This window comes from Microbispora sp. H10885 (assembly GCF_014161415.1).
Classification (GTDB): Bacteria; Actinomycetota; Actinomycetes; order Streptosporangiales; family Streptosporangiaceae; genus Microbispora; species Microbispora triticiradicis.
This window is the reverse complement of record NZ_JABBWY010000002.1, coordinates 396,797-409,586: the sequence shown is the minus strand read 5'-3', so window position 1 is coordinate 409,586 and position 12,790 is coordinate 396,797. Positions and strand designations below refer to the sequence as shown.

Annotated in this window: 12 protein-coding genes; 6 read left to right on the top strand and 6 right to left on the bottom strand. The window is 71.8% G+C overall.

The genetic code is table 11. From position 1 onward, the window contains the following. Positions 1-19: 19 nt before the first annotated feature. Together HHX37_RS06835 and HHX37_RS06830 are read right to left on the bottom strand one after the other, a co-directional pair. Positions 20-289, bottom strand: a complete 270-nt coding sequence (locus HHX37_RS06835) for a hypothetical protein (protein ID WP_182884856.1) — start codon at positions 287-289, stop codon at positions 20-22. Between the two features lie 95 nt (positions 290-384). Further along, a complete protein-coding gene (locus tag HHX37_RS06830; RefSeq protein ID WP_182884855.1) occupies positions 385-1,104 on the bottom strand; it encodes a M50 family metallopeptidase in 720 nt (239 codons plus the stop codon). Between the two features lie 145 nt (positions 1,105-1,249). Here HHX37_RS06830 and HHX37_RS06825 point away from each other — a divergent pair, with 145 nt between their 5' ends. Next, positions 1,250-2,344, top strand: coding sequence for a magnesium and cobalt transport protein CorA (locus tag HHX37_RS06825; RefSeq protein ID WP_220498873.1), 1,095 nt, complete (start codon positions 1,250-1,252; stop codon positions 2,342-2,344). Between the two features lie 117 nt (positions 2,345-2,461). Here HHX37_RS06825 and HHX37_RS06820 read toward each other — a convergent pair whose 3' ends face one another. Continuing rightward, positions 2,462-3,400 (bottom strand): RNA polymerase sigma-70 factor, encoded by a 939-nt coding sequence (locus HHX37_RS06820; protein ID WP_182884854.1) that lies wholly within the window; start codon positions 3,398-3,400, stop codon positions 2,462-2,464. Between the two features lie 216 nt (positions 3,401-3,616). On the opposite strand from HHX37_RS06820, the gene HHX37_RS06815 reads away from it, so the two are divergent. The 4 genes from HHX37_RS06815 to HHX37_RS06800 all read left to right on the top strand — a co-directional run bounded on the left by HHX37_RS06815 (position 3,617) and on the right by HHX37_RS06800 (position 7,051). Continuing rightward, a complete protein-coding gene (locus HHX37_RS06815) occupies positions 3,617-4,351 on the top strand; it encodes an SDR family NAD(P)-dependent oxidoreductase (protein WP_259406253.1) in 735 nt (244 codons plus the stop codon). 208 nt (positions 4,352-4,559) lie between these two features. After that, a complete protein-coding gene (locus HHX37_RS06810; protein ID WP_182884852.1) occupies positions 4,560-5,126 on the top strand; it encodes a PadR family transcriptional regulator in 567 nt (188 codons plus the stop codon). Positions 5,127-5,196: 70 nt separating this feature from the next. After that, on the top strand, positions 5,197-6,192 hold the full coding sequence (locus tag HHX37_RS06805) for an ATP-binding cassette domain-containing protein (RefSeq protein ID WP_182877041.1): 996 nt from the start codon (positions 5,197-5,199) through the stop codon (positions 6,190-6,192). Between the two features lie 4 nt (positions 6,193-6,196). Beyond that, positions 6,197-7,051 carry an ABC transporter permease gene (locus HHX37_RS06800; protein WP_117409781.1) on the top strand — a complete coding sequence of 285 codons (855 nt, stop codon included), beginning with the start codon at positions 6,197-6,199 and terminating at the stop codon, positions 7,049-7,051. Positions 7,052-7,071: 20 nt separating this feature from the next. Here HHX37_RS06800 and HHX37_RS06795 read toward each other — a convergent pair whose 3' ends face one another. The 3 genes from HHX37_RS06795 to HHX37_RS06785 all read right to left on the bottom strand — a co-directional run bounded on the left by HHX37_RS06795 (position 7,072) and on the right by HHX37_RS06785 (position 10,324). After that, entirely contained in the window at positions 7,072-8,496 is a 1,425-nt protein-coding gene (locus HHX37_RS06795) for a condensation domain-containing protein (RefSeq protein WP_182884851.1), read from the bottom strand. Further along, positions 8,493-8,771, bottom strand: a complete 279-nt coding sequence (locus tag HHX37_RS06790; RefSeq protein ID WP_182877043.1) for an acyl carrier protein — start codon at positions 8,769-8,771, stop codon at positions 8,493-8,495. Before HHX37_RS06790 ends, HHX37_RS06795 begins: the two co-directional genes overlap by 4 nt. Before the next feature lie 233 nt (positions 8,772-9,004). Further along, entirely contained in the window at positions 9,005-10,324 is a 1,320-nt protein-coding gene (locus HHX37_RS06785) for a hypothetical protein (RefSeq protein WP_182884850.1), read from the bottom strand. Between the two features lie 225 nt (positions 10,325-10,549). Here HHX37_RS06785 and HHX37_RS06780 point away from each other — a divergent pair, with 225 nt between their 5' ends. Next, a complete protein-coding gene (locus HHX37_RS06780) occupies positions 10,550-12,769 on the top strand; it encodes a thiamine pyrophosphate-dependent enzyme (RefSeq protein ID WP_182884849.1) in 2,220 nt (739 codons plus the stop codon). Positions 12,770-12,790 lie beyond the last annotated feature (21 nt).

Below are 12,790 nucleotides of genomic sequence, written 5' to 3'. Positions count from 1 at the left end.
CTGTACCCGACGGCATGCCTCACCGCGCCGCCCGCCGTGCCAGCAGGTCCATGGCCCGCCGTACGACCTCGGCCTGGGCGGGGGACAGGCCGTCCAGGAAGGCGCCGGCGAACGGGTGCGCGGAGCCGGGCATCGCCGTGCCCAGCGCGTCGGCCAGGCCGGAGGGCAGGTGAGCGACGAGGTCCGCCGCGAGACCGTCGATCCGGGGATCGGCCGCGGCGGCGTCCTCCAGCGCCGCCAGCCTCCGGTACAAGTGCTCCCCCCGGGCAACGGAGTCCGGTGTGGACATCGGGCGCATCAGCGCCAGCAGGCGGTCGCGGGTCTCCGGCTCGGCCGACGTGTCGAGGAGGGAAGACCCTGACGCCGCGTCAAGGTCAACTCGTGCTACAGCGGCAGCCAGTGGGAGGTCAGGAGGTAGCCGCCGTAGACGAGCGACGCGGTGGAGACCAGCAGGAACAGCAGCACCCAGAGCGTGCCGGGCACGTGGGTCAGCCGGGCGAGCTGGTCGGCGTCGGAGTCCGGCGCGTGCCCGACCCGGCGCTTGGCCTGCAGTTCGAGGATCGGCCGCACGCCGCCGAGCAGCAGGAACCACGCCGCGGCGTAGGCGCCGGCGGACTGCACGTCGGGCGGGGCGAACCAGGACAGCGTGAAGACCGCGCCGCCCACCACGAGCAGGGACACCGCGCCGAAGACGTTCCTGATCATCAGCAGCATGCAGGTCAGCAGCGCGAGCACGGCCCACAGCAGCAGCGTGATCCGCCCGTCCGCGACCAGCCAGGCCGCGCCGAGGCCGATCAGGGACGGCGCGACGTACCCCGCGGCGGCGGTGACGACCATGCCGGGTCCGGTCGGCCTGCCCCGGGTCAGCGTCACTCCGGAGGTGTCCGAGTGGAGCCGGATCCCCCGCAGCTTGCGCCGCGTGAGCACCGCCACGAACGCGTGGCCGCCCTCGTGCGCGATCGTGATCAGGCCGCGGGAATAGTGCCACGAAACCGGGTAGGCGACTACCGCCAGAGCGGCGAACCCGGACAGGACGACCAGCCAGAGCGGGGGCGCGACCTGGATGGCGGTCAGATGGTTCCAGAGGGCCTTGAGGGGGGTCACTCCCGGAATCGTACGGCCCGCGGGCCCGGTCCACGCCGTCCACGCCGCCCGCGCCCGCCCGGTGCGCGGGGAAAGTGCGAACGGGGGTTACCTTCTACAAGTGGCAGAGCGGCGGATACGTGGACTGCGCGGATTGAGTGGACTCATGAGGACGAAGCCGGAGCAGGCTCCCGAACACTCCATGGACCCACGGGCCGGCGAGCGCGAGGACTCCTTCAGGCACAGCGTGATCGACAACGCGGTGTACGTGGACGGCGAGCGGGTGGACTCGCCGCTGTCGCTCGGCGACGCCATCGCCTCGTTGCGTGCGCGGCCGGGCGCGATGGCGTGGATCGGCCTGTACCGGCCGGAGGAGGCGGAGCTGATCAAGGCCGCCGAGGAGTTCGGCCTGCACGAGCTCGCCATCGAGGACGCCATCGTCGCCCACCAGCGGCCCAAGGCCGACCGGTACGGCGGCACGCTGTTCGTGGTGCTGCGGGCGGCGCAGTACCTCGACAAGCCGGAGAAGGTGGCCTTCGGCGAGTTGCACGTCTTCGTGGGCCCCGACTTCGTCCTGACCGTGCGGCACAGCGAGGCGCCCGACCTGTCGAAGGTGCGCCGGCGGATGGAGTCGGACCCCGATCTGCTCCGCCAGGGCCCGCAGGCCGTGCTGTACGCGATCCTCGACGCGGTGGTGGACGGTTACGCGCCCGTGGTCGCCGGGCTGCAGAACGACATCGACGAGATCGAGGTGCAGGTCTTCGGCGGCGACCCGGCCGCGCCGCGGCGCATCTACGCCCTCTCACGGGAGGTCATCGAGTTCCAGCGGGCGACCAGCCCGCTCGTGCCGATGCTCGACGGCTTCATCGCGGGGTCGCCCAAGTACGGCGTGAACGAGGAGTTGCAGCGTTACCTGCGCGACGTGTCCGACCACGCCATCACGGTCACCGAACGTGTGGCGGGCTTCCGGCAGATGCTCCAGGACATCCTCATCGTCAACTCCACTCTCGTGAGCCAGCAGCAGAACGAGGAGATGACCAAGCTGACGGCGACGAGCATCGCCCAGGGCGACGAGGTCAAGAAGATCTCCGCCTGGGCGGCCATCCTGTTCGCTCCGACCCTGGTCGGCACGATCTACGGGATGAACTTCGACCACATGCCCGAGCTGCACTGGATGCTCGGCTACCCCCTGGCGATCGTTCTCATGGGCGTCGTCTGTCTCACGCTCTACCTGGTGTTCAAGCGCCGCGACTGGCTGTGAGACGCGAGGACGCCCGGTACGTCCTTGTCGGGGCCCCACTCGGGTCCCGCGACCAGGCCCGAAGTAGCTCTCTGTAGCCTGTTCGCCGAGTGCCGCCGGCCGGGCGGGCTCCCGGCCTCAGCGGCTCAGCGCGGTCTCCCGTTCCACACGCGACAGCTTGTCCGGGTTGCGCACGAAGTAGAGCTCGGTGACCAGACCGCCCTCGACCCGCATCGCGACGACACCGTCGATCTCCCCGTCGATGCGCATGAGGAGACCCGGGCAGCCGTTGACCTGCACCGGCTCGACCGACACCTCGGCCCCGAACCTGTGCAGGCCCGCGGCCAGCAGGCGAGCCACCTTGCCGGCCCCCACGACGGGCCGCGGCACAGCGGGCTTGACGCCGCCGCCGTCGCTCAGGGCGACGACGTCGGGAGCGAGGACGTCGAGCAGGCTCTGCAGCTCGCCGGTCTCGACCGCGCGCTGGAACGCCTGGAGCGCGTCGCGGGTCTCGGCCGCGGAGACCACGTCGCGCGGCCGCCGGGCGGCGACGTGCGCTCGTGCCCGGTGGGCGATCTGGCGGACCGCTGCCGGGCTCTTGCCGACGGCGTCGGCGATCTCGTCGTATCCGACGTCGAACACCTCGCGCAGCACGAACACCGCCCGCTCGGCCGGCGCGAGCGTCTCCAGCACCAGCAGCATCGCCATCGAGACGCTGTCGGCCAGCTCGACGTCCTCGGCCACGTCGGGTGTGGTCAGCAGCGGCTCGGGCAGCCAGGGACCGACGTAGGACTCCCTGCGCCGGCCGAGCGTACGCAAGCGGGTGAGCGCCTGCCGGGTGGCGATCCGCACCAGGTACGCACGCCGATCCTCCACGGTGTCCAGGTCGACGCCCGACCACCGCAACCAGGTCTCCTGCAGGACGTCCTCGGCGTCGGCGGCCGACCCGAGCATCTCGTAGGCGACGGTGAACAGCAGGTTGCGGTGGGTGACGAACGCCTCGGTGGCGGGATCGGTCCGGCCGCCGCCGGCGAACGCTCCGGCTGTGCCCGTCGTCCGCTCGCTCCGCTCGTTCATATTCCCCGCCCCTGCCTGTTGCCGCTCGACTCTGCCACACGTGTGCCACACGCAAGACGCCGGTCCCCGTCGCCGTGTGACACCCGCTCGCGGTGACACACCTCACATCCGCGTCCTGTCACAGGGGTCGGGTCGGCGGCGTCTGCATGGTCGTCAGGACGCCGCGTGACGACGAACGCGGCAGGCGAACCACGGAAGTGAGGATCGATGACGAACATGGACCGGACTTCGGTGCTGATCACCGGTGCCAACAAGGGACTCGGTTTCGAAGCGGCCCGGCGGCTCGGGGAACAGGGGTGGACCGTCTTCCTGGGGTCGCGCGACGAAGGACGCGGAAGGGCGGCCGCCGGCAAACTGGCCGCCGGCGGCGTGGACGTGGTCATGGTCCCGCTGGACGTGACCTCGGACGAGTCGGTGGGCGAGGCCGTACGGCTTGTGCGACGGCACACCGACCGGCTCGACGTGCTGATCAACAACGCCGGGACGCCGGGCAGGATCATCCCGCCCGCGGACGCGACGGCCGATGAGGTCCATTCCGTCTACGACACCAACGTATACGGGCCGATCAGGGTCACACACGCGTTTCTCCCCCTGCTGCGGGCGGCGGACAACCCGCGCGTGGTGATGGTGTCCAGCGGCGGGGGTTCCTTCGCGGTCGTGACCGATCCGGATCAGCCGGTCTCGAAGATGCACGAGCTCGCCTACAGCTCGTCGAAAGCGGCACTGAACATGATTACCGTCCGATACGCCCAGGCGCTCCCGGAGATCAAATTCAACGTCGCCACCCCCGGAGAGGTCGTCAACCGCAAGTTCGCCGCCACCGACATGAACAACCACACCGGCGCGATGACGGTCACCGAGGGCACCGACTCGATCATCGAGCTCGCGACGCTCGCCTCTGACGGGCCGACCGGGATCTTCATCGATCGCCTCGGCCCCATCGCCTGGTAGTTCCGGGCCCCGTGACGGTCTTGTCGAGCTCGGGACGCGTGGTGGCGCGAGCGTAGCCGATCCGCGCGTGCCCGGCCGGCTCGACGTCGGCCCCGGCGGGGCGGGGCAGCCGGGTTGTTCGGGGCAGGTCGCGCGGACCCGAGCGGGGGCTTGTTCGCGCCAATTATCTAGATATATCGTTCATGTATCTCGATAGTTGGAGGATCGCATGCACGAGGATGGAGGGCCCCCGGCGGCCCCGCTCGCGCCTCCGCCGCCACCGACACCGCCACCACCGCCGTCACCCCCACCGCCGCCGCAGGCCGGTCCGCGGCTCCCTCAGCCGCCCGCGCTGGGACCGCGCGTACGGCGGGGCGACGTCCGTGCGGCCCTGCTGCGCCTGCTAACCGAGGAGCCGCGCAACGGCTACCAGCTGATCGAGGAGATCGCGCGGCGCAGCGGCGGGGTCTGGCGGCCCAGCCCCGGCTCGGTCTACCCCGCCCTCCAGCAGATGGAGGACGAGGGACTGGTCCAGGGAGAGGACGCGGGCGGCAGCCGTGCGTACCGGCTGACCGAGGAGGGCGGGCGGCAGGCCGACGAGCGGGCCGAGCCGTGGGCGGACGTCTGCCGCGGCCTCCCCGCGGACCGGCACGAACTGCGGACGCTGTGGGGCCAGCTCGGCGAGGCCTTCGTCCATCTGACGCACGTCGCGGACGACCGCCAGGTCGACGAGGCCAAGAAACTGCTCAGGAGCACGCGCCAGGCGATGTTCCGGATTCTCGCGGAGGACGCATGAACGAGCGAAGCGAGCGGATCGACGGGCGCGGGGCGGTTCGCGTGAGCCCGCGGCCTTCGGAGGGGGTGGCATGAACGCGCGGGCCGGGGATCTCGGCGCGGCGGTGGCAGTGCGCGGCCTGCGCAAGACGTACGGCAAGGTCGAGGCCGTCAAGGGCGTCGACTTCGAGGTCGCGCCCGGCGAGGTGTTCGGCTTCCTCGGACCGAACGGCGCGGGCAAGACCACCACGATCAGCATGCTGTGCACGCTCGCCACCCCCACGGGCGGCACCGCCCTCGTCGCCGGGCACGACATCGTGACCGAGCGCGACGCCGTGCGCCGCAACATCGGGCTGGTCTTCCAGGACCCCACTCTGGACGGCTACCTGACCGCCGAGCAGAACCTGCGCTTCCACGCCGAGCTGTACGGCGTGCCGAAGGACCTGGTCGGCGACCGGATGCGCCAGGTGCTGGACATGGTCGGGCTGTGGGACCGCAGGGACGGCAAGGTCATGACGTTCTCCGGCGGCATGAAGCGTCGGCTGGAGATCGCCCGCGGGCTGCTGCACTCGCCCCGGGTGCTCTTCCTGGACGAGCCCACGGTCGGCCTGGACCCGCAGACCCGCTCGGCCATCTGGGGATACATCGGCAAGCTGCGGCACAGCGAGGACATCACGATCTTCATGACGACGCACTACATGGACGAGGCCGAGTACTGCGACCGCATCGCGATCATCGACCACGGCGAGCTCGTGGTGATCGACTCGCCGGAGGCGCTCAAGGCGAGCGTCGGCAAGGACCGCGTGCAGATCCAGACCGGCGACGACGAACGCGCGATGGTCCTGCTCAGGGAGAGGTTCGGCGTCGAGGCCGCCGTACGGGAGGGCCAGGTGACGTTCGCGGTCCCGTCGGGGGAGGAGTTCGTGCCGAAGCTGTTCGCCGGCCTCGGCGTGCCGATCCGGTCGGTGAGCGTGTCGCGCCCCTCGCTCGACGACGTCTTCATGTCCTACACCGGCTCCACGATCCGCGACGCGGAGTCGTCGGGGACCGGCAACCAGTGGATGCGCGCGATGGCCAGGGGAAGGTGAGCGGATGACGACCGACGTGGTCCGGGTGAGTGTGCCGCGGGCGGGCGGAGGCCACGACCTGCGGGCGGTCAAGGTGGTGCTGCACCGGGAGTTGCTGCGGTTCGCCAACGACCGCACGCGGATCGTGTCCTCGCTGGTCCAGCCGGTGCTGTGGCTGTTCGTTATGGGCACCGGGCTCGGCACGCTGGTGCGGGGCTCGGTCCCCGGCGTCGACTTCCGTACCTTCATGTACCCCGGCATGATCTCGATGACCGTGATCATGACGGCGATGTTCTCGGCGGGGTCCATCGTGTGGGACCGCGAGTTCGGGTTCCTGCGCGAGATGCTGGTCGCGCCGGTCAGCCGGGGCGCGATCGTGGTCGGCAAGTGCCTGGGCGGCGCCGTCGTCGCCACCCTGCAGGGCGTGATCATCCTCGCGCTCGCGGGGCTGGTCGGCGTGCCGTACTCGCCGGGCCTGATCCTCACCCTGCTCGGCGAGATGTTCCTCGCCGCCTTCACGATCACCGCGTTCGGCGTGACGCTCGCCGCCCGGATGCGCACCATGCAGAGCTTCTTCGGCGTTATGCAGATGGCGATCATGCCGATGATGTTCCTGTCGGGCGCCATGTTCCCGCTGGCCGGTCTGCCGTCGTGGCTGCACGTGCTCACGACGGTCAACCCGCTGACGTACGCCGTGGATCCCATGCGCCGGGCGGTCTTCGGCCACATCGACGTGCCGCCGCAGGTGGACGCGATGCTCAACCCCGGCGTGAGCTGGTTCGGCCACCGGCTGCCGGTGGTGCTCGAACTCGGCCTGGTCGCCGCCGTCGGCGCGGTCCTGCTGGCCGTGGCCGTGGCCCAGTTCCGGCGTACGGACTAGCTGTAGCCGGTTCCTACGGACTAGACGGTTCCGGCGTACGGGCCGACCCCGCACACCCGGGGGACGGCGGCGAGCGGGACGTCCTCGTCGAGGGCGCGGACCAGCAGCGCCTCCACGCCGAGGAGCATGGCGCGGGCCGTCTCCAGGGGCAGGTAGGCGGTGTCGGCGATGAGGCTGAGCTGGCCCGTGTCGGTGGCCGCGCCCACGGTGAAGAACGCCTTGAACCGGACGCCGGGCCAGGCGTTCGTGACGTACGTGCGGGTCTTCGCGGTCAGGTCGGCGAGGGACTCGCCGGCGATCTCGCCGGCCGCGGGCCGGGGCACTCCCGGCCAGGTGCCGATGGTCCGCCGGTCGTTGAAGAACGCGTCGAGGTCCGGCTCCCGGCCGCGGCGGCGGCCGATGTCCTCGCGCATGGCCTGCATCGCGAAGGGGTCGTAGTGCGCGTTGCGGTACGCCGTGAAGGCGGCGCGGTGCGCCTCCCGGCAGGCGTCGGCGAAGCCCTCGGAGGGCGGGTCGAGGACGAACAGGCCGTCCTGGCCGACGTTGCCGATCATGGTGCGGGTGCGGGGGTCGCGGCGGTTGCTGTGCACGAGCTGCATGACCGCCTTCGTGCGGCCGCTCACCGTGGCCAGGACGGTCGCGCACGCGCCGAGCAGGACGCTGGTCGTGCTGATGGTCCACCGCTCGGCCAGCGTCTCGGCCGCCGCGGCGAGCGCGACCGACTCCATGCCGACCTCGATGAACCGGGGGTCCTCCGGCTCGCCCGGAGGATGGTCGAACACATCGAGCGGCGCCTCCTCCAGGACGGCCCGCCAGTAGCGGATCGACCTGGCCGAGCGCGCCTGGAACGACTCCTCGCGCTCCAGGGCCGCCTGGTCCATCGGATGCCAATCGGCGGGCGGCGGCTCCTCCCCTCTGAGCAGGACCTTCCACTCCTCCGAGAGCAGGCTCAGGGCCTGGAAGTCCACGGCCAGGTGGGAGAAGGTCAGCGCCAGCGCCATGGGCCGCCCGGCCTTGAGGACGGCGGCGCAGCGCAGCGGCAGCTCGCGGTCGTGGACGAAGGCCGTCGTGCTCAGTTCGCCGGAGATCCGTTCGGCCGCCCGCAGCGCCCGTTCCTCCCCCGCCTCCACCAGGTCCACCGTGAGCCGGCCGTCGCGTCTCACCCGCTGCACCGGTCCGTCCGGCGTGCCGTGGAACGTGGTACGCAGGGTCTCGTGCCGTTCGATCAGCACGCGCAGCGTGTCCAGCACGGTGGCGAGGTCGCGCCTGCCGTACACCGGCAGCACCCAGGGGCAGTTGAGGAAGGACTGGCTGTCCCCCATCAGATGGACGGCCCGCCAGATCAGCCGCTGCCCCCAGGTCAGCGTCGCCTCGCCCTCCCGCGCGCCGTGGAACTCCACCGTCGCGCCCGCGCCCCGCGCCGGGGAGCCCTCCGGGGTCGTCACGCGCCCGCCGTGGTCCGGTCGCCGGGCTCGGCGGCCCGGGACACCAGCGCCGCGAGGGCGTCGACGCTCTCCAGCGAGGCCCAGTCGCCGCCGAGGCCGACCTCGATCCCGAAGGTGTCCTCGATCGCGTCGACGAGCCGCACCCGGGCCACCGAGGTGAGGCCGAGCGCCGACAGCGAGCGCTCGCCGGCGAGCGCCTCCTCGGCGCCGATCGCGCCCTCGGACACCTCGGCGACCAAGTCCGCCAGGGCCCGTCTGTACTGTCCGGCCGTCATGCCGCACCACCCGTCATATGACGTCCTCCGCTGTCCCGGGGGAATCATGCCGACCTGGCACGGAAGCATAGGCAAATCGGATCGGGAATGACAACGAAACAGAAAAGACGCTGACCGAAAACTTTCGGAAACGGAGCGCGCGGTCCGCGAAGGCGCCGTGACGCGGATCGGCCCGGGGCGTGACACCCGCCCCGGGCCGGCCTGACCGTCTTCTCTAGTGCTTCACGTCTTCTCTAGTGCTTCACGCGGACCCAGTCCGCGCGGCTGGACGAGCGCCGGGCCTCGTCGTCACCGGGGAAGACCACCTTCCAGCTTCCGGAGCGCGTCGCCTTGGTCCTGCCCCAGAACTTGCCGGAGACGTTCGTCCGCAGCGTCTTGACGTAGTGCCAGGAGCCGCCCGCCTTCTTGAACCACACGGTCACCTTCTGGTGGCCGTAACCCTCCCAGCCGTCGTCCCACACCTGGAGCGCGCCGCGGAAGGTCAGGTACCTGCCGTACCCGACCGGCTCGGGGGCGGCGTTGAAGCGGATCACCCGGGTGTCGGCGGCGGGCGGCGGCACGGGCCGGGGAGCGCGGACCGTCACGTAGTCGGACGAGCTCACCGAGCCCGTCGCGCCGGTGACGGCCTCGAACTCGGCCCGCCACCAGCCGGAGGTCCTGGCCCTGACGTCCGCGGCGAAGAAGCCGCGGTCACCGGTCCAAGCGGAGGTGACGTACTGCCAGCGGTAGCCGCCGTCGGGCTTGAAGAGGATCCTCACGCGGTGGTCGGGGAAGCCGCGCCAGAAGTCCCCGCCGCCGATCTCCAGCCGGCCGCGCAGGCGCAGGGTGCCACCGGCACGGACGGGGTCGGGGGAGGCGTCGAAGCCGGTGACGCGGGTGCGCCGGGCGGCGTCCCGTACGTCGACCCGGTCGCTGTCGCTCGTCGCGGGCTCGGCGGCGGCGGTGCCGTCGAACTCGGCCCGCCACCAGCCGGACCTGTCCACCCTCTCGTCGGCCGAGAAGCGGCCGCGCCCGTCGGTCGTCACCCAGCCGACCCGGCCGTAGGAGCCGCCGACCGGCTTGAAGGCGAGGTACACCCGCTGGCCGGCGTAGCCGCGCGACGCGCCGTAGGTGAGCGTGCCGGACAGTCTGACGACGCCGCCGCGGTCGGCCACGTCCGGCGAGGCGGCGAAGTCGAGGCCGGTGTTCCAGTGAACCTGGAACTCCTTGGTCGCGGTGCCGCCCCCGGTCCTCACCTCCAGCTTCCAGGCGCCCGGCTCGTCCCTGAAGGTGAAGCCGTACCTGGCCGAGTAGGCGCCGGAGCCGGCGGGACCGGTGGTGAGCGCGACGGCCCGGCCCGATCCGTCGAGGAGCCGGGCGGTGCCCGCCTCGGCCGACTTGTAGGTGAAGGTCGCCGGCGTGCCCGCGCCGGTGGCGACGATCACGGGGCTGGGGGAGACGGCGAGGTCGCTCGGCGCCGTCACCGTCGCCGCGCCCGCGGCGGCCGGGAGCGCCACGGCTCCGCACAGGGCGGCCGCCCCTCCCATGGCCACCGCCGCGATCACGGCGCGCATGCGTTCCAACATTCCGCTGAACCATCCTTCCCGGTGGTCGAACGGTGAACGCGGCCTGAGGGTGCCACGTCATTCCTCTCAAGTAGACGGGCGATAACCGGCATAGGTTGAGAGAAATGACATTCGTCATCAAATTGTGTCAATTAAGTTGATCAATTGGCGGAGGGATACCGGGAGTTCCCACTGTGCGGGACGGGGCGAGCATCCTGCGACATAATCGGCCGTGTGGTACGGGAAGCAGTGGAGACCCATTTCGCCGAAGCCGTGGGGGCGCTGACCCCGGGGCCCGCCGGGGACCCGGATCTGCCGGTCCGGCCCGGCTCGGGCCTCACCGGGGTCCGGTGCCGGGAACTGTTCGCGGTGCAACTCGGCAGCCGGCTTCTCGACGTCGCCGCCCGCCTGATGCGCGGGCGCGACGAGGGCTTCTACACGATCGGTTCGTCCGGCCACGAGGGGAACGCCGCCGTGGCCGCCGCGCTCCGGGCGACCGACCCCGCGCTGCTCCACTACCGGTCGGGCGCGTTCTACCTGGCCCGCTCCGCCCAGGCCGGGCGGCTGGCCGAGGAGGGGCTGCGCGACGTGCTGCTGGGGATCGCCGCGTCGGCCGAGGAGCCGATCGCGGGCGGCCGGCACAAGGTGTTCGGCCACCCCCGCCTGGCCGTCATCCCGCAGACCTCCACGATCGCGAGCCACCTGCCGCGGGCCGTCGGCGTCGGCTTCGCGATCGAGCGGGCGCGCACGCTGGGCCTGCCGTCGCCCTGGCCGCGCGACGCGGTCGTCGTCTGCGGATTCGGCGACGCGTCGCTGAACCACGCCTCCGCCCTCACGGGTCTCAACACCGCGGCGTACGGCAGCCATCGCGGATTGCAGGTGCCGGTGCTGTTCGTGTGCGAGGACAACGGCCTCGGCATCAGCGTGCGGACCCCGCGCGACTGGGTCGAGCGGGCCAGGCACCCGGCGCTGGAGTACTTCCACGCCGACGGCTGCGACCTCGCCGGGACCTACGACGCCGCGACGCGCGCCGTGCGCCACGTGCGTGACAACCGCGCTCCGGCGTTCCTGCACCTGCGCACGGTGCGGCTGATGGGCCACGCGGGCTCGGACGTGGAGATCGCCTACCGCACCCGCAAGGAGATCGCCGCCGACCTGGAGCGCGACCCCCTCGTCCGTACGGCGCGGCTGCTGGTGGAGGCGGGCCTCGCCCAGCCCGACGAACTGCTGGCGCGTTACGAGACCGAGCGCGACCACGTGCTGAAGCTGGCGATGGAGTGCGCGCGGCGGCCCCGGCTGTCGTCCGCGGTGGAGGTGATGGCGCCGCTCGCGCCGCGCGACCCGCGGGCGGTGGCGGCCGGGGCCCTGCGGGCGGCGCCCGCGCGGGAGCGCGACCGGGCCTTCGCCGCGCCTCCGGAGTCGGAGGGCGGGCTCACCCTCGCGCAGGCCGTCAACCGCGCCCTCGCCGACGCCATGGCGGCCGACCCCGGGGTCCTGGTGTTCGGGGAGGACGTGGCCCGCAAGGGCGGGGTGTACGGCGTGACCCGAGGGCTGGCACGCAGGTTCGGCGGCGAGCGGGTCTTCGACACGCTGCTCGACGAGCAGGCCGTCCTCGGGCTCGCGCTCGGCAGCGGGCTGGCGGGGATGCTGCCGGTGCCCGAGATCCAATATCTCGCCTATCTGCACAACGCCCTTGATCAGATTCGTGGCGAGGCGTCGACCATGCAGTTCTTCTCCCGGGGCGCGTACCGCAATCCCCTGGTCGTACGAGTTGCCTCATATGCCTACCAAAAGGGCTTCGGGGGACATTTCCATAATGACAACTCAATTGCCGCGTTGCGCGATATCCCAGGTTTGATCATCGCGTCTCCGGCGCGGCCCGACGACGCGGCGGCGATGCTCCGCACCTGCCTGGCCGCCGCCCGTGTGGACGGCAGTGTGTGCGTGTTCCTGGAGCCCATCGCGCTCTACCACGCCCGGGACCTGTTCGAGGAGGGCGACGACGGCTGGCTCGCGCCGTACGCGCCGCCGGCCCGCTGGGCGGAGACGCACGTCCCGGTCGGCCGGGCCCGTTCCTACGGCGACGGCCGCGACCTCACCATCGTCACCTACGGCAACGGCCTGCGGATGAGCCTGCGGGCGGCGGCGCGGCTCACGGCGGAGGGCATGGGCTGCCGGGTGCTCGACCTGCGGTGGCTGTCGCCCCTGCCGGTCGACGACCTCATGCGCGCGGCCGACCTCACGGGCCGGGTGCTGATCGCCGACGAGACCCGGCGCAGCGGCGGCGTCTCCGAGGGCGTGATGGCGGCGCTGCTCGACAACGGGTTCACCGGCCCGATCACCCGGGTGACCTCCCGGGACAGCTTCGTGCCGCTGGGCCCGGCGGCCGGCGCCGTGCTGCTGTCCGAGGCCGAGATCGAGCAGGCCGCCCGCGCCCTCCTCACCCGGAGCTGACCGAAGGGCCCGATCAGGGGC